Source organism: Tardiphaga sp. 20_F10_N6_6 (assembly GCF_052076045.1).
GTDB classification, from domain to species: domain Bacteria; phylum Pseudomonadota; class Alphaproteobacteria; order Rhizobiales; family Xanthobacteraceae; genus Tardiphaga; species Tardiphaga robiniae.
The window spans coordinates 1,445,743-1,463,237 of record NZ_CP197239.1 but is presented as its reverse complement, the minus strand read 5'-3'; the positions used below and the strand labels follow the sequence as shown (position 1 = coordinate 1,463,237).

The following is a 17,495-nucleotide window of genomic DNA, read 5'->3' as shown; positions in this document are numbered from 1 at the left end:
GGATGGGTTTCGCAAAGGCTCAACCCATCCTACAAGTGTCTCATGGAAACTGCCGCACGCATTGAACTGATGAGCTGGCTGGTCGGCGAGGGTCTGACCGGCCTTCCCGAAAACGACCTGATCCGTGGCTTCTGCGAGCGCTGCCGTGCCGGCGGCATCGATGTATCCCGTGGCCTAGTCTTCATTGACACGCTGCATCCGATCTTCGAGGGCCGTGGCTTCCGCTGGAACGACACGGCCAGCAACGAGAGCGACGTGTTCGAATACGGCTCGACCGAGATCGGCGAGGCTGCCGCGAACTGGCGACGATCGGTATTCTTCCACATGCTGGAAGAGGGGCACGACGAATTGCGGCTCGATCTGCACGCGCCCGGGATCGCCGACCGCTTCTCGATGGTCAGCAGCTTGCAGGAAGGCGGTCACCGCCATGGCGCCGTGTTCCTGCACAAGTTCGGCGAGGCTGGCTCGATGGGGCAGATGGATTGCCTCTATTCCTATTGGGCCACGCGCCATGAAGACGGGTTCGACGAGCGCCAGATGTCGGCGCTGCGCGAACTGGTGCCGATGCTCGGTCTCGCCATCAAGTCGGGAGCCCAGATGGAGATCGCGCGCACGCTTGGCCGCGTCTATCTCGGCCGCGATGCCGCCGAACAGGTTCTGCGCGGCAAGATCGCGCGAGGCGTCACCGAGCGTATCAATGCGGTGTTGTGGTTTTCCGACTTGCGCAACTCCACGGGGATCAGCGAGGCGATTGGACCGGACGAGATCATCCCGTTCTTGAATGACTATGCCGAAGCCTCGATCGCTGCGATCCATGATGTCGGCGGCGACGTGCTCAAACTTATCGGCGACGGCATTCTGGCGATGTTCACCGGCGACGACATGGTGAAGGCGAAGCGCAACGCCTTGCGCGCCGAACATCAGTTCCGCAAGAATATCGCCAAGCTGAATGCGAAACGACTAGCGGCGAACCGGCCGGTCACGACGGCCTATGTCGGTCTGCATGAGGGTGAGGTATTCTACGGCAATATCGGCAGCGACGAGCGGCTCGATTTCACCGTGGTTGGTCCCTCGGTCAATGAGGTGAGCCGCATCGCTTCCATGTGCTCGTCGGTCGATCGGCCGCTGCTGACCTCGTCCGCGTTCCAGGCCGGGCTCGACGCAGCTGGCCGCAAATATCTGGTCTCCACGGGCCGCTACGCCTTGCGCGGCATTGGCCGCGCGCAGGACCTCTATACGCTGGATCCCGAGATCGACAGCGACGAGGTCGTACGTGGCGGCTATGAGCGCTATCTGGCCCGTTAGCTGACTGCCGTGGTTTGCTGGCGCATCGCGTAGAGCACGATGGCGATCAGGCAGGCCGCGCCGAGGACGATGCCGAGCGCCAATGCGGCCTGCGGCACGATCATGGCCGACAGGGATACGCCGATCGCGGCCCCCATCATCTGCCAGAAGCCGAGCAGTGCCGAGGCGGCGCCGGCATGGGTGCCGAACGGCGACAGCGCCTGCGCCGTGCCGAGCGGATTGACTACGCCCATGCCCAGCAGGAACACGCAAGTCGCGGCGATGAAGGTGACAACGTTGCCGTGGAAGTAGGCGGTTGCGAGCACCGCAATACTGCCGATGAACGCGATCAGCAATCCATAGCGAATGGCCCGATCCAGCCCGAAGCGCGGGGCGAGGCGGGCGGCCAGCATGCCCGAGCCGAACACGACCAGCACGGTGCCCGCAAAGAACAGCCCGAGCGCAATCGGTGTGAAGCCGTAGCCCTCAATGAGAATGCGAGGTGCTGCGGAGAAGATCGAGAACAGTCCTCCCATGATCAGGCCAACTGTGGCGGCTGGGATCAGGAAATGGCGGTTCACCGAGAGCTTGAGATAGGTTGCGCTGACGGCGAGCGGATTGAGCGGGATGCGCGTCGTGTTGTGGGTTTCGCCGAGCACCAGGACATAGCTGAGAGCCGACAACACAGCGAAGGCGCCGACGAAAACAAATTCTGAACGCCATCCGAAAAAATAATCGAGACCGCCACCGAGCAGCGGGGAGAAGCCGGGGGCTGCTGCCTGCGCGATCATCACCAAGGTGAGTGCGCGTGCCAGCGCCGCGCCGCTGAACAGGTCGCGGGCGATCGCGCGCGAGAGAACCGAGGTCGAACAGGCACCGGCGGCCTGGATCGCGCGGCCGATCAGCAGCGAAGGAAGATCATTCGAGATCCCGCACCAGATGCTGCCGATGATGAAGACAGCGAAGCCGGCCAGCACCGGCATGCGGCGCCCGTAACGGTCGGAGATCGGTCCGACCAGCAATTGGCCAAGCGCGAAGACTAGCAAAAACACGGTGATCGATGCCGTGACCGCGGGCGTCGTTACCTGCAACGATACCGCCATCTGTGGCAGCGATGGCAGGAGAATGTTGGTCGCCAGGGTACCCATCGAGGCCAGCCCCGCGAGGACTGCGATCTGCAGTGCGGTGGAGGATGCTTCCTGCGGCGGGGTGTCTGCCATGGCGTCTGCCGTGCGGTCGGTCATATGATGATCCTCATTTTATAAATGATGTACATCATATAAAGCGAGCTGCAAAGAGCAGGGCAGTCATGCGGTATTCCGGGAGGACGTGAGTGCCACTGCCGCGTTCCCGGCGGTGGTCGAGGCTGATGGATCAGTTGCCGTAGAGGTAATTCGGCAGCCACAGCGTCAGGCCGGGCCAGATATACATCAGCACCATGCAGATGATGACGATGAGCATATAGGGCATCATGCCGGAGAAGATCTGGTTCAGCGTCACGTGCGATGGCGCGACGCCTTTCAGATAGAAGGCGGACATCGCGACCGGCGGCGACAGGAAGGCGGCCTGCAGGTTCACGAAGACGAGAACGCCCCACAAGATCGGGTCGATGCCGAAATGCTTCAGCATCGGCAGGAAGATCGGCACGAAGATCACGATGATCTCCGTCCATTCCAGCGGCCAGCCGAGGATGAAGATGATCGCCTGCGACAGGATCATGAACTGGACCGGCGTCAGGTTCAGCGACAATACCCAGCTCTCCAGCAGCGCCTGTCCGCCGAGAATGGCGAACACCGCGGAGAACAGCGCCGATCCGACGAATAGCCAGCACACCATGGATGTGGTCTTGGCGGTCAGGAATACGGCCTCCTTGGTGCGCTTCCAGTCCAGCGTCCGCGCCTGGAAGGCGAGCAGGAACGCGCCGGCGGCACCGACGGCGGCGGACTCCGTTGCCGTCGTGATGCCGAGCAGGATCACGGCCAATACGATGGCGGTCAGAATGCCGAGCGGCATCACGGACGATGTCAGCAGTCGCAATACCTCGAACTGCGCGGCGCCCATGGTCCAGTAATAATAGAACAGCATCAGGGCGATGATGGCTGCGGTGAAGGCGAAGTAGGTGTAGAATTCCGGCGGCGGCCCGGCATCGACCGGCGCATTCGTCGGACTGTTTTGCAAATCGGCATTGCCCATCTGCTGCAACACTTCCGGTTCACTCTCTTTTGCCGAGCCGGACTGGGCGGCGCCCAGCTCCTCCAGTTTTTCTTCTTCAGGTGTGGCGGTGCTGGCGTCGCCGGACTGAACCCGCTCGGTGATCGCGGCGGGTGCGGGGGCGTCGGGCTGCGGATGGATGACGACATACCACCACGCGGCCCATAGCGTGGTCAGCGCCAGGATCAGTGGCACCAATGCAAAACCGAGATTCTTCAGGATCGTCGCATAGGTGATCCGTGCGCCGTCCATGGTCAGGGCCATCGCGCGCGACGGCGCCACGGCTGCCGTCAGCAAAGCCGGCAGCATCTGGTGCGAATAGGCTTGCTGCAGATCGGCGATCCACGGCCGGACGGGCACGCGTGTTTCGCTCTCGGGCAGCTTCGGCGCGATCTTGGGGTTAATGAGCGCCCAGCCGATGATGTAGACGAGATAGAGGAAGGCCAGAAAGAAGCCCGGAAACATCGCAGCGGCATAGAGCTTCACGACAGACTGCCCGGCGACCGCGGCATAGACGATGATCATCACCGATGGCGGGATCAGGATGCCCAGCGTGCCGCCGGCCGTGATCACGCCGGACGCCAGCTTGACGTCATAGCCGGCCTTCAGCATCGGATTGAAGGCGATCACGCCCATCAGTACGACGACAGCGCCGACCAGACCGGATGCTATGCCCCAGAAAGTGCAGACGATCAGCGTCGCCACCGCCAGCGAGGCCGGGACGCGGCGGAAGGCGAGCTGGATCGAATAGAACATCTTGTCGACCAGCGCGCCGCGTTCCATCACATAGCCCATCAGCACGAAGAGCGGAATGGAGATCAGGACGTCGTTGGTCATGGCGCCATAGGTGCGCTGGACCATCAGGTCGAAGATGTGGTTGTCGGCCCAGGACTCACCCGCGCGGTAATAGGCGAAGAAGCCGAAGAACATGCCGAGACCCATCAGCGTGAAGGCCGTGGGGAAGCCCAGCATGATCACGACAACGATGAGGCCGAGCATCAGGAGGCCGAGTGCAGGATCGCTCATTTTTGCGTCTCCCCGCCCATGCCGCGCTGGCGTGCGCTCTCCTCGATCTCCTGCGCCTGCGCGATGGCGTTCCTGCGCACGTCATCATCGACGTGTTCGCTATGCGCGAGCTGCTCCTCGACGACATCGATTTCGGACACGTCCTTGAGCCGGCTCGGCCACACCCCTGTCTTCAGGCAAATCGCGGCGCGGGTGATTTCAGCCATGCCCTGCAACAACAGCAACGCGCCGGCGAGCGGGATCATTGCCTTGAAATGATAGACGGGCGGTCCGTCCGCCGTGACGTTGGAATGCTCGCGGATGCGCCAGCTGTCGCCCGCATAGTCCCAGCCCGCATAGACCAGCGCGGCAATGCCGGGCAGGAAGAACACGATGTAGAGAACGAGATCGAGCGAGGCCTGCGTGCGCGGCCGCATCGAGCTGTATAGAAAGTCGCCACGGACATGACCGTTCTGCGCCAGCGTATAGGCGCCGCACAGCATGAATAGCGTGCCATAGAGCATGTTCGACGCGTCGAAGATCCATGCCGTCGGCATGTTCAGCATATAGCGCTTGAACACTTCGGCGCAGACGAGGCCCATCAATCCCAAAATGAGCCAGGCCGCGGCCTTGCCGGCGAATGTACTGATACCGTCGATGGATTGCAGGAAACGCTCGGCGGTCATTTCATGGAGGCCAGTCTACAGGACATGTGGGTAGGTGAAGATCGGCGATATCAGGCAACAACAAAGCATCATCCGGGAGAAAGTCCCGGATGATGCGGGATATGTGCGCCTGATGGCGTCAGGTCTTCTTCTTCGCGTTCGGGCCGAAGTAATGGTTGTAGGCCATGCGGCGATTCACGACCGTGTCCTGCTCCCACTGCGTGGCGCGCTTGGCGAAGGCCTGCTGGGACTCGGAGATTTCCTTGAACAGGGGATTCTCGGCCGATTTCTTGGCGACGACCTCGTCATAGACCTCAAGCTGCTTCTGCAGGATCGAGTCCGGCGTCTTGTAGAACTTGACCTTGTCCTTGCTCTGCATCTCCGCATAATCCTGCGAATAGCGGTCGATGGCCTTCCAGGACATCTCCTGACCGGCCGCATCGGCGGCGCCCGCGATGATCGCCCGCAGCTTCTCGGGCAGAGCGTCATATTTGGTTTTGTTGAACAGGATTTCGAACTGTTCGGCATTCTGGTGATAGCTCTGCAGCATGCAGGTCTTGGATACGTCGGGGAATCCAAGGATGCGGTCCGACGAAGCGTTGTTGAACTCGGCCGCATCGAGCAGGCCGCGATCCATCGCCGAGACGATTTCGCCGCCCGGCAATGCGTTCACTGCTGCACCAAGGCCGGTAAACACGTCGATGGAGATGCCGACGGTGCGGAATTTCACACCCTTGAGATCATCGGCCTTGGTCACCGGCTTTTTGAACCAGCCGAGTGGCTGGGTCGGCATCGGTCCGTAGGGAAGTGACACGACATTGGCGTTGATCGATGCATAGAGCTTTGCCAGAAGCTCCTTGCCGCCGCCAAATTTGTGCCAGGCTAGCAGCATGTTGGCATCCATCGCATAGGCCGGGCCAGAGCCCCACAGCGCCAGCGCGGTCTGCTTGCCGTAGTGATAGACCATCACGCCGTGGCCGCCGTCGAGCGTGCCTTTGGAAACCGCATCGAGCAGGCCGAAGGCCGGGACTACGGCGCCAGCCGGAAGCACCTCGATCTTCAGGTCGCCACCGGTCATGTCGTTGACCTTCTTGGCGTAGTCGAGCGCGTATTCGTGGAAGATGTCCTTGGCCGGCCAGGTGCTCTGCCAGCGCATGCTGATCGGGCCCTGCGCCCGGGCGATTGCCGGTGCGACGACGCTTGCAGCGGCACCGGCGGTGGCGACCTTCAGAAAACGGCGCCGAGACGGAGTCCTGTCCTTGGATGAAGCCATTGTGTTCTCCCCGAATGGTCGTCCTTTTGCGGACTGACCTTGTTGATTGGTGACAAGACAAAGGCTTGCTTGCCGCTTTGGCAAGAAAGTTCGCTTTGCTGCGACGCTTCGACGCGGCGTAACTACACTAACTATCCGTGCTGCGGTGCGGGGAGATCATGAGCGAGTGCGAACTACAGATGAACTACACCAAGCCTGTTAGACTTTCGTCGGAACGTATCCGGTCACATCGCCGACCATGTCCGGCTGCCGTTCCAGTGTAACCGCCGGAGAGGTCAGGATCACCACGGCCTGCCAGGCGAAACCCGCGACGGCGAGGTAGAGGCACGCCTCCGCGTGATAGAGCCCGCCGACAACGGCCGCGATCCCGGTTCCGATCGGACGGGCGCCGTAACTCAGGATGTTGATCGCGGAGACGCGTCCGAGCAGGCTCGGCGGCGTTACCGACTGTCGCAACGTCGCGGTGGAGATCACCCACAGGATCGGACCGACGCCGAGCAGGAAGAAGCTCAGGCCCGCCAAAGCCGGCGAGGGGATCCATGTGGTCAGTGCCATCACAACGGCGGAAACGAAGCCGGTGACGGGGCCAAGCGCGATCACGGTGCCGAACGGCAACCGTCTCATCACACGTGTTGCCAGCAGTGCGCCGATCACCATGCCCACGCCATACATCGCGAGTGTCACGCCGACGCCGGAGGCGGAGAGGCCGAGACGGCGAACCGCGTAAGGCACGAACACTGCCAGCACCATGAAGGATGCGGCGCTGAAGATGAACTGCGTGATGAAGACCGGTCGCAAATACTGGTGATAACAGACGAAGGACAGACCTTCGGCGATGTCCTGCACCGGATTGCGTCGCTGTACTGTCGTGCGCGTAGGCTCGTGGATGCCCGATAGCAACGCGACAGCGATGATCGACAGCGCTGCGGCAAAGCCGAAGGCAGGCGCGGCGCCAGTGAAGCCGACGAGCGCGCCGCCGATGGCAGGACCACTCGCAAAAGCCGCGGTGCGCGCGAGTTCGATCCGCGCATTCGCCGCGCCAAGCAATTGCGGCACGACCAGCGATGGCACAAGAGAGGGCGCGGCGACGCTGTAGACCACGGTGCCGCACACCGCGACGAAGCCGAGCAAAGCGAGCAGCGGCATCGTCAGCGCGCCGAACCAGATCAGCCCCAGCGTCAGCAACAGTGCGATCGCGCGCAGCGCCTCAGCTCCGGCCATCAGGGTGCGGCGCGACATCCGGTCGGCGAGCAGACCGGCGGGAATGGCGAACAGCACGAAGGGCAGGGTCAGCGCGGTCTGCAGCAATCCGGTCGGGCCTTCGCCGACGCCGAGCAACAGCACCGCGACGATCGGCGCCGCCGCCAGTGCGATCTGCTCGGCCGACTGCGCCGCGAGGTTCGACCAGGCGAGGCGGTTGAAGGTTGGTGGCAGTCGGTCAGTCGGCGTGCGGGGCATGGTGATTCCTGTCTGTGACAGCCACCATGGGGTCCGGACGAGCACGCAGCCACCCGATTACTGAGCACACGCCGTGACAAGGAGTGCCCACCAACCGGCTAGATGCAGTTGCAAATGAGTTGCAACAAGGGAGAGATTGCTCTATTGAGCTCTGATGGATGCACTTTCGCCGAAAACCTCGCCCGATTCGTCAACGTCTCCAATCCCCGGCAGCGTTCCAGACGCGGCCGGCTGGCGCTCCGGCCTTGGCGGAGATTTCCGGCGCAGCCTTTCGGAAGTCAATTCGTCGATCCCGGTTCCGATCGGCGGGCACTGGTTTCGGCGGCTGCTGGCATTCGCGGGACCGGGTTACATGGTCTCGGTCGGCTATATGGACCCCGGCAACTGGGCGACCGATCTCGCAGGTGGCTCGAAATTCGGCTACACGCTGCTCTCGGTGATCCTGCTGTCGAACGTGATGGCGATCCTGCTTCAGGCATTGGCCGCGCGTCTGGGCATCGTCACCGACCGCGACCTGGCGCAGGCCTGCCGCGACAGCTTTTCCCGGCCGGTCAACATCATGCTGTGGCTGGCCTGCGAGACGGCGATCATCGCCTGCGATCTGGCGGAAGTGATCGGTACCGCGATTGCGCTGCAGCTGCTGTTCGGCATTCCGCTGATCGGGGGTGCGCTCATCACTGCGCTGGATGCCTTTCTGCTGCTGTTGCTGATGAACAAGGGTTTCCGTTTTCTCGAAGCTTTCGTGATCGCGCTGCTCATCGTCATCGCGGTCTGTTTCACGGTTCAGATTGTCGCTGCGGCGCCGCCCGTGGCTGCCGTGTTGAGCGGCTTCCTGCCGTCCACCGCGATCGTGACCAATCCCGAAATGCTCTACATTGCGATCGGCATTATCGGCGCAACCGTGATGCCGCATAACCTCTATCTGCATTCGTCGATCGTGCAGACCCGTGCCTATCCGCGCACCGATGCAGGCCGCCGCGACGCGATCAAGTGGGCGACGACGGACAGCACCATCGCGCTGATGCTGGCGCTGTTCATCAACGCGGCGATCCTCATCGTCGCCGCCGCGACGTTCCATACGTCAGGTCATGCCGATGTGGCTGAGATCGGTCAGGCTTACGAGCTGTTGTCGCCGTTGCTAGGCCTCGGCATCGCATCGACGCTTTTCGCGATCGCATTGCTGGCATCCGGTCTCAACTCGACGGTGACGGCAACGCTGGCCGGCCAGATCGTGATGGAAGGCTTTCTCCGGCTGCGCCTGCCGAACTGGGCGCGCCGGCTCGTGACTCGCGGGATCGCGATCGTTCCGGTCGTGGTCGTCACTGCGCTCTATGGCGAACGCGGCACCGGACAACTCCTCGTCTTCAGTCAGGTCATCCTGTCGATGCAATTGCCATTTGCAGTCATCCCGCTGGTGCGGTTTGTCTCGGATCGGCGAAAGATGGGTGACTTCGTAATTTCGCGGTCGGTCGCCACGGTGGCATGGATCATCGCTGGCATCATCGTGATCCTGAACTGCAAGCTGCTTTACGACACCTTTTTCGGCTGAAGCCTTGAAATTTAAGGCAGCTGCAGATGATGCCACCAACTTTGGTGAAGGGGACTGGCCTTTGTGGCTATGTGCGACGTAATCCTGCCGCGCTGGATTTCGCGATCTCCCGCGTGAGCTCCATGACAGTCCAGCATGCCAGCGTCAGGCTTCCGTGACGCGACATCGCCTGAGCAATGTGACGCGTGACGACCGAATCGACCAGTTTCGACGATTGCAGACGGCACATCCTTCGATGCCGCGGCGACTGCATAGGGTCCCAGCAAAGCGTAGATGCTTCCTTCGGCGACAATATGCGTTTGCAGGCTGAGTGAAACGGCCTCCAAGGCGACGTTGAGCGAAATGCCTTAGCCTGCAACCTCGGAAGCCGCCGACATCAGCTCTCGCGGAGTGGGAGCCCCGAACATGCGATGGCCACCCTCAGGAACTTCGGTAAAGCTCCAACGTACGATGCCCTCCCGGTCAAGCAGGAATTGGCCAAAGAGCTGACCCTGGCCAGTTGCCAGCATGTGCTCGTCGGCTTCGGTTATTTCGTAGCCGTCCTTGGTGTTGAGAAGATCAGCCGCCGCCATCGGATTCATCGGCTCGGGCAGCTCGCCCGGCATGTCCATCCGCATGCTCATGACGGCGTTCATACCCAGCTTGCGCGGCCATTCGGTTTCGCTCTCCGTGAACTCGAGATTGGGCAAGCCAAACGCGCGGTGCGAGACGCGCTCGGGGTCGGACGCGGCGAGCAGATTGGGCAAGGGATGATACCGGAAATAGAGCCGCGCACGGTCGATAGGCGTGTTGACCACCACGAGACTCTCGACGCCTTTCTCGCGCAGGGCCGGGTCAAGTTGCGCCTGGGCCGCGAGATGGCGCCGGCAGAACGGGCAGTGCAGACCTCGAAACAAGCCGACCAGTACTGGGCTGTGGCCGCGAAAGTCATCAAGCGCGATCTTGCCGTCACGTGTGATCGCATCCAGCACAATGTTCGGTGCGCGGTCGCCCGGGTGGAGTAACCCATCGACATGATGCTCAGACATGGTCAACCTCCTCTACTTGCTAATCAAGAAATGGCAGTACGACCAGCGCTTCGGGATTAAGCCCGTGCCGGGCGCAGACATCGTGCGCCAGAGCAAAATACCGCTCGGCCTCAGGCATGTCGCCTCGATCGAGGTTCAGCGTCGCGAGACCATCATAGCATGGAAAGAGCTGCTGGGGCTCGCCCGTTTCCTGCGCCACCTCAATTGCTTCATTGTAGCAGCGGGCGGCGAGTTCCGGCTGGCCATGGCATTGATGAATTTGCCCGAGCACAATCAATGGCACAGCGAGATGTTCGCGCTGATCAAGCGAGCGGTCGAGTTCGATCGCCTTTTCGGCCGCCGGCACGCCTTCGTCGGCACACCTGTCCGTGAAGGTGCAACAGGCGACAGCGAGATTGACAAGGAGACGCGCCTGAAAACCGAGATCGCCGATCTGGCGGGCGACATCAAGACCGCGCCGACATACTTCCATGGCTTGCGCCGGATCGATCATCGTGTAGAGCACGCCAAGATTGGTGTAGCCGCGGCAGGCTGCGCTGAGAAGGCCAGCGGCTTCGGCAACTGCGACGCTTCGCTCCACCTCGCGAACGGCCTCCTGGCTTCGGCCCAGCCGCGCCAATGCAACCCCCTTGGTATTAAGTGCCTCCGCGGTGGCGCGAGCCGCTTCTAGTCCGGCTTGCTTGTCTACCTCCGGCGGCACGGATTGAGCGTAGCCAAGCGCATCGTCTGCCCATCTCGCGGCCGCAGCATGATCGCCGATGCGAAACGCGAGGTGGCCGCGCTCCTGTAACAGGTGCGCCCACTCGATCGGCGCGTCCGTTCCTTCGAGCAACGCAGCCGCCTCGGCGTAATGCGCCTCCGCCCCGTTTCGTTTGCCGGCATCCCACATCAAACGGCCAAGCTTGCGAAGTATCCGCGCTCCGGCGGCGCGGTCCCCGGCCGCGCGGTGGGCCTCCAATACCGTCTGGTAATGTTCGTCGGCCGTGTCACGCCGGCCCGCCGCTCCACACAGGTCCGCAATTCGTTCGTATAGCACAAGCCGTTCCGGTCCTTGATCGCCAGCGGTCAACAAGACGGCGAGGGCCTGCTGATAGAGGCGGATGGCGTCGTCGTTGGCATAGATCGCGCGTGCGCGATCGCCGGCCGCGCTCAGGTAATGTGCACCCTTCGGCTTGCTCGCGCTGAGGCTGAAATGATGTCCCAGTAGGGAGAGGTCTTCGAGCCGCTCCGGATCATCTCCGCACAGCCGCTCCAGGGCAGCACCGATCCGCCCATGCATCTCAATGCGCCGTTGCAGAAGGAGGTTTTGGTAGATCACATCCTGAAGCATGGTTTGCGTGAAACGATAGGATTGCAGCGAAATCGAGTTTGCGCCCGCGATCTCCTCGATGATCTCGGCGTCGCATAGCAGTTCAAGCCCTGCCTCTACTTTCGCCGGGTCGGTCGCTGTGGCACCGAGAAGGGCCGCATCAAAGCGCGGCCCGATGACCGCTGCCTCCTGAGCCAACCTGCGCACGCCGTGTGGCAGTCGGTCCACTCGCGCGAGCAGCAGCGCCTGAATGCTCGCCGGGATGTCAGCGGCCGCTTCATCTGACTTGATCTGCCAATGCGAGCCGTCACGTTCCAAAATGCCAGCTTCGATGAGACCGCGTATGATTTCTTCGACGAACAGCGGATTCCCACTCGCGCGTTCAAGAATTCGATTGAACAGATTGCCGGATGATCCATTCCAACCGTCACCGAAGAACGCCGCGAGTAGCTTTTGTCCGTCGGCGATGCCAAGGGGTGCCAGCCGCAGTGTTGTATGGCTAATTCGACTTGAGTCGAGCTGGTCCATTTCAAGTGTCGGCCGGTGTGTGAACAATAGCATCAGCCGCCCGCGCTCCAGCCGATCCATTACGAACCGTAGCGCCTCAAGCGATACGGCGTCGGCCCAGTGCAGGTCCTCGACAATGATCAGGAGGGGCGATAGGGCCAGACGCCGTTCGAAGACGGTGCGGATCGCGAAAAAAATCTGTCGTCGAAGCTGTTCCGGTTCAACGTGCTGCAGGGCGTCGTCGGGGTCGCAGAGACCAAGAACATAAAAATAGAGGGGCATCAGCCGCTCGACCTCTTCGGTCGCCACGCCCAGCCCCGACAACGCTTCGGCTAGCTTGGCTTGCGCCTCTGCCGCCGAAGCCTTGTGCGCGATGCCGTAGGCGCTACGCAGCACTGCGGCAAGAGTACCGTAGGATTGCTCGCCCAGCGGCGAGCAAGCGGCCCGCCGGATCGCCACGCCTGCGAAGCGATCCTCATCGCGAGCGCGGGTAGCGAATTCATCCACCAGACGCGATTTTCCGATGCCGGCTTCGCCAACCAGCCGCATCAGCTGGGCAGCTCCGTTACACGCCAGGTCAAGGCACCCCATCATACGGGCTATCTCCGCGTCGCGCCCGATCAGCGGCGCGCTCAGGCCCAGTATCTCGAGTCCGCGTGCCGCACGCGGTGTCTCGAGCGGCCCCCTCAGACGATGGACCAGGACGCTGCCTGCCTTGCCGCGCAGCGCAACGTCGCCGAGCGATTCATACGAGAATGCATGCCGGGTGAGGCGGTAGGTCAGCGGTCCCACCAGCACGTCGCCCGGGGGGGCCATCGACTGCAAGCGTTGAGCGGTATTCACCGTGTCGCCGGTCACGGAATAGGATTTGGCAACGCCTGCGCCCAATCCACCCGCAACCACGTGCCCGGTGTTGATTCCGACATGAAGCATGAGCGGCAAACCGGCAGATATCTTCGAGCGTTCGCTCAAGCACGCCGTGCGCTTGATCATGTCGAGAGCCGCGCGGAGCGCCCGCTCAGGATCGTCCTCGTGCGCGGCCGGCGCACCAAACAGAGCGAGTAGCGCATCGCCAATGAATTTGTCCACGAAGCCGCCGAAATTTTGCACCGCTGCGGTCAGTTCCTCGAATAATTCGTTCTGAAACGCCTGCATGACTTCCGGGTCGAGCCGTTCGCTCATCGTGGTGAAGCCGCTGAGGTCGGCAAACAGCACCGTGATGGTGCGGCGGTTAGCTTCGCTGTCGACCTTATGGAGCGTCCGCCGGGGTGCGCGCTCGGGCTCGACAAGCATCAGCGCCGGTGAACGGGCGCCAGTCGTGACCGTCGCCGGAATTGTTGGCGATGACGGCTCCCGCTGGTTGCCGGCCTTGGGGGCGTGATCGACGCGGGCGCCGCATTTCGGGCAATACGCAAAATCCGGTGCGCACGCGTAGCCGCAACTGGGGCATGGGTCCGGCTGCTTCGCGCCGCATTTTGGGCAGAACGCAAAGCCGCTCTGAACCTCGAAACCGCAACACGAGCAGTTCATGGATCAAGACCTCGCGGAAGCCGCGATGGCACGATCTAATCCTGGACCTCGTCGAACAGGCCCTGGATCCTTGGTAACAATGGGCTTATGGCGCCGGAAGAGCAAGCCATGGCTGCGGCCCTGCCAGCGCGCATGCGCGACCGGGATCACCGATGCCGCTGATCGGGCCTCGACTACGCGCGGCGTAGTCCTGCCGCGCTGGATTTCGCGATCTCCCGCGCGAGCTCCATGACAGTCCGGCATGCCAGGGTCAGGCTTCCATGACGCGACATCGCCAGAGCAATGTGGCGCGTGACGATCGGATCGACCAGTTTCGACGATTGCAGACGGCACTCCTTCGATGCCGCGGCGTCCTTCCGTACCAGCGGTCATGCCGATGTGGCCGAGATCGGTCAGGCTTACGAGCTGTTGTCGCCGTTGCTAGGCCTCGGTATCGCATCGACGCTTTTCGCGATCGCATTGCTGGCATCCGGCCTCAACTCGACGGTGACGGCAACGCTGGCCGGCCAGATTGTGATGGAGGGCTTTCTCCGGCTGCGCCTGCCGAACTGGGCGCGCCGGCTCGTGACGCGCGGCATCGCGATCGTTCCGGTCGTGGTCGTCACCGCGCTCTATGGCGAACGCGGCACCGGACAACTCCTCGTCTTCAGTCAGGTCATCCTGTCGATGCAATTGCCATTTGCAGTCATCCCGCTGGTGCGGTTTGTCTCGGATAGGCGAAAGATGGGTGACTTCGTAATTTCGCGGTCGGTCGCCACGGTGGCATGGATCATCGCTGGCATCATCGTGATCCTGAACTGCAAGCTGCTTTACGACACCTTTTTCGGCTGAAGACCTGAAATCCAGGACGGTCGCGGATGATGCCGAAGACGGATCGTCAGCCGGACCAGCTAATCCTGCGGCTCGGGCATCGTTTCGCCTGTCGCGTCCACGCGCAGCCATCCTGATGGCGCCAGCCGCTGCTGCGGCAGATAGCGGCCCTTGTAGTCCATCTTCTTGGAGCCTTCGATCCAGTAGCCGAGATAGACGTAAGGCAGGCCGAGCCGCCTGGCGCGGGCGATGTGGTCGAGGATCATGAAGGTGCCGAGCGAGCGGCTTTCCTCGCCGGGCTCGAAAAACGAATAGACCATCGAGAGGCCATCGCTCAGCACGTCGGTGAGCGCGACCGCGAGCAGGTCCTCGCCGCGTCCGGTGATGCCTGTATCGGGGCCGCGGCGTCGATATTCGATGATGCGGGTTTCGACGTGGCTGTCTTCCACCATCATGGCGTAGTCGAGCACGGTCATGTCGGCCATGCCGCCATGGCGATGGCGCTGGTCGAGATAGGCGCGGAACACGGAATACTGTTCGGAGGTCGGCACCGCGCTGCGCTGCTCGCCGATCACGTCGGCATTGCGTGCCTGGATCTTGCGGAAGTTGCGCGACGGCTTGAATTCATTGGCGATGACCCGGACGGAGACGCAGGCGCGGCACTGGTCGCAGGCCGGACGATAGGCGATCGACTGGCTGCGCCGGAAGCCGCCATGGGTGAGCAGGTCGTTGAGATCGCCGGCCTTGTCGCCGACCAGATGGGTGAAAACTTTCCGTTCGTGCCGGCCCGGCAGGTAGGGGCAGGGCGACGGCGCCGTGAGGTAGAATTGCGGAGTGTCGCGGGAGTGCTGGGTCACGGGTTGCCGTCGGTCTCCGAAGCAGTTTGGCGTAGCATCGCGCCGGCCGGGCAAACGGTCAATTGCTTTGCCCGGCCAAGTTGGCGTTCTTAGTGGTTGTTAGTAGGCGCGGCCGGGCGGCTGGGCGTAAGCGGCGCGGACCACGGAATTATTCACCACCACGGTTCCCAGCACGAGGTCATGCAGCAACTGACGGCGGCCATTGAGCAGGCCGACCACCAGCACCAGCGGCGTGAGCAGCGACACCGAGGCCCAGAACAGGACCGCGTGCGCGGCGCCGAGCACGAAGTAGCCCGGCGTGCCTGAGAAGGTGCGCATCTGCAGGTCCATCATCCGCATGCCAACGGTGGCCGAATGCGGGCCGCCCAGCGACATGCCGTAATAGACGACTGGCCAGATCACCGTCGCCGGTGAGATCAGCCAGAACAGCGCCCAGCCAAGGCCGAGGGTGACGACGCCAAACAGGAGAATGAAAATCCAAGCCAGCACGATCGGAATCGACAGCACCACGAGATCGATCAGGAAGGCGACAACGCGCCGCATCAACACGCCGCGGAACAAATCCGGCTGCGCATAGGGGTCGAAGGCATGGGCGCGGGGCGGGGTACCGGCACTGCGCCAAGTGTCACCCTGCCAGCTTCCGTTGTTGGGGCCGCCAGCATTCGGGCCGGTATCAGACATGACGCATCCCTCCGTTTGCATCCTCACGGTCCATCACATGGATATTACCAGACCGCGCAACAAGTGCGCGGAATCGTTACAGACTGTCCATGACGTAAATCAGGCGTGGATCTAAATCAGGCGAGGCTTGAGCGCGGATGCGCTCAGCGCGCAGCCTTGATGCGTTCCGCGGCATGCGGCGCGAAATAGGTCAGCACGCCATCGGCGCCTGCGCGCTTGAAGCCGAGCAGACTTTCCATGATGGCGCGGTCGCCGTCGATCCAGCCGTTGTTCGCGGCGGCCATGATCATCGCGTATTCGCCGGACACCTGATAGGCGAAGGTCGGAACCGCGAACGTGTCCTTCACGCGGCGCACAATATCCAGATAGGGCATGCCAGGCTTGACCATGACCATGTCGGCGCCTTCGGCGAGATCGAGTTCGACCTCGCGCAGCGCCTCGTCGGAATTGGCGCTATCCATCTGATAGGTACGCTTGTCGCCGGTTAGCGTCTTGGCCGAGCCAATGGCGTCGCGGAACGGGCCGTAGAAGGCCGAGGCATATTTCGCGGCATAGGCCATGATCTGGACGTCCAGGAATCCGGCGTCATCCAGCGCTTCGCGGATCGCGCCGACACGGCCGTCCATCATGTCCGATGGCGCAATGATGTCGCAGCCGGCTTCGGCCTGGACCAGCGCCTGCTGGACCAGCACGGCCACGGTCTCGTCGTTGAGAATCTTGCCGTTCCGGATCAGCCCGTCATGACCATGGCTGGTGAACGGATCCAGTGCCACGTCGCAGAGGATACCGAGGTCGGGGAATTCCTTCTTGATGGCGCGCACGGACTGGCAAACCAGATTGTTGGCGTTGCAGGCCTCGGTGCCCATCTCGTCACGCAGGGACGGGTCGGTATAAGGGAACAGCGCGATGCAGGGGATGTCCAGCTTCATGGCACGCTCGGCATCGCGCACCGCCTGATCGACGCTAAGGCGCTCCACGCCGGGCATCGAGGCAATCGCGGCGCGCTGGTTGTCGCCGTCGATCACGAAAAGCGGCCAGATCAGGTCGTCGGTGGTCAGCACGTTCTCGCGGACCAGCCGGCGGGCCCATTCGGACTTGCGGTTACGGCGGGGGCGGGTGGTCAGGCCGAGGGAGGGGGCATCATAAGTGGCCGGGCGGGGGGCGTGATCGCGCAATTCGATGGGGCGCCCGAACTTGATTGCCATAATACCGTCTCCCGCGGGCCTTCGTGAGGTCGAAAGCCCCTTAAATTCGACCTGTTCTAAGTCTAGCACCTTGATGTCCCGGCGTCACCGCGATCATGCACGTCATGCGCGCGTGACGTGACG

Annotated in this window: 12 protein-coding genes and 1 pseudogene; 3 read left to right on the top strand and 10 right to left on the bottom strand. The window is 62.5% G+C overall.

Going from position 1 to position 17,495, the window contains the following annotated elements:
- The first annotated feature begins 42 nt into the window (after positions 1 to 42).
- Positions 43 to 1,305: an adenylate/guanylate cyclase domain-containing protein gene (locus AB7813_RS06995; RefSeq protein ID WP_093761424.1), complete on the top strand. Its 1,263-nt coding sequence runs from the start codon at positions 43 to 45 to the stop codon at positions 1,303 to 1,305.
- On the opposite strand, the gene AB7813_RS06990 is transcribed toward AB7813_RS06995, so the two are convergent.
- From AB7813_RS06990 to AB7813_RS06970, 5 genes are all read right to left on the bottom strand, one after another.
- Positions 1,302 to 2,528, bottom strand: coding sequence for a multidrug effflux MFS transporter (locus tag AB7813_RS06990; protein WP_309945372.1), 1,227 nt, complete (start codon positions 2,526 to 2,528; stop codon positions 1,302 to 1,304). The genes AB7813_RS06995 and AB7813_RS06990 overlap by 4 nt on opposite strands.
- Positions 2,529 to 2,658: 130 nt before the next feature.
- Entirely contained in the window at positions 2,659 to 4,521 is a 1,863-nt protein-coding gene (locus AB7813_RS06985; RefSeq protein WP_309945374.1) for a TRAP transporter large permease, read from the bottom strand.
- The gene (locus tag AB7813_RS06980) at positions 4,518 to 5,186 is read right to left on the bottom strand and encodes a TRAP transporter small permease subunit (protein ID WP_120292142.1); all 669 of its coding nucleotides are present in this window, start codon (positions 5,184 to 5,186) and stop codon (positions 4,518 to 4,520) included. The genes AB7813_RS06985 and AB7813_RS06980 overlap by 4 nt, the downstream gene beginning before the upstream one ends.
- Positions 5,187 to 5,304: 118 nt before the next feature.
- Positions 5,305 to 6,438, bottom strand: a complete 1,134-nt coding sequence (locus AB7813_RS06975) for a TRAP transporter substrate-binding protein (protein WP_439064133.1) — start codon at positions 6,436 to 6,438, stop codon at positions 5,305 to 5,307.
- Between the two features lie 198 nt (positions 6,439 to 6,636).
- The gene (locus AB7813_RS06970) at positions 6,637 to 7,896 is read right to left on the bottom strand and encodes an MFS transporter (protein WP_439064132.1); all 1,260 of its coding nucleotides are present in this window, start codon (positions 7,894 to 7,896) and stop codon (positions 6,637 to 6,639) included.
- Between the two features lie 154 nt (positions 7,897 to 8,050).
- Here AB7813_RS06970 and AB7813_RS06965 point away from each other — a divergent pair, with 154 nt between their 5' ends.
- Positions 8,051 to 9,445 (top strand): Nramp family divalent metal transporter, encoded by a 1,395-nt coding sequence (locus AB7813_RS06965; protein ID WP_439064131.1) that lies wholly within the window; start codon positions 8,051 to 8,053, stop codon positions 9,443 to 9,445.
- A 347-nt stretch (positions 9,446 to 9,792) separates the two neighbouring features.
- Here the strand turns inward: AB7813_RS06965 and AB7813_RS06960 are convergent, their stop codons facing one another.
- Positions 9,793 to 10,473, bottom strand: a complete 681-nt coding sequence (locus AB7813_RS06960) for a peroxiredoxin-like family protein (protein WP_371424942.1) — start codon at positions 10,471 to 10,473, stop codon at positions 9,793 to 9,795.
- Between the two features lie 19 nt (positions 10,474 to 10,492).
- A complete protein-coding gene (locus AB7813_RS06955; RefSeq protein WP_439083314.1) occupies positions 10,493 to 13,819 on the bottom strand; it encodes an adenylate/guanylate cyclase domain-containing protein in 3,327 nt (1,108 codons plus the stop codon).
- Positions 13,820 to 14,161: 342 nt separating this feature from the next.
- Here AB7813_RS06955 and AB7813_RS06950 point away from each other — a divergent pair.
- Positions 14,162 to 14,650, top strand: a pseudogene (locus tag AB7813_RS06950) (divalent metal cation transporter); the annotation flags it as partial.
- 59 nt (positions 14,651 to 14,709) lie between these two features.
- Here AB7813_RS06950 and AB7813_RS06945 read toward each other — a convergent pair.
- From AB7813_RS06945 to hemB, 3 genes are all read right to left on the bottom strand, one after another.
- A complete protein-coding gene (locus tag AB7813_RS06945; RefSeq protein WP_089263842.1) occupies positions 14,710 to 15,486 on the bottom strand; it encodes an arginyltransferase in 777 nt (258 codons plus the stop codon).
- Positions 15,487 to 15,585: 99 nt separating this feature from the next.
- Positions 15,586 to 16,167 carry an RDD family protein gene (locus AB7813_RS06940; RefSeq protein WP_439083315.1) on the bottom strand — a complete coding sequence of 194 codons (582 nt, stop codon included), beginning with the start codon at positions 16,165 to 16,167 and terminating at the stop codon, positions 15,586 to 15,588.
- 143 nt (positions 16,168 to 16,310) lie between these two features.
- Positions 16,311 to 17,372: a porphobilinogen synthase gene (gene hemB, locus AB7813_RS06935; protein ID WP_441227964.1), complete on the bottom strand. Its 1,062-nt coding sequence runs from the start codon at positions 17,370 to 17,372 to the stop codon at positions 16,311 to 16,313.
- Positions 17,373 to 17,495 lie beyond the last annotated feature (123 nt).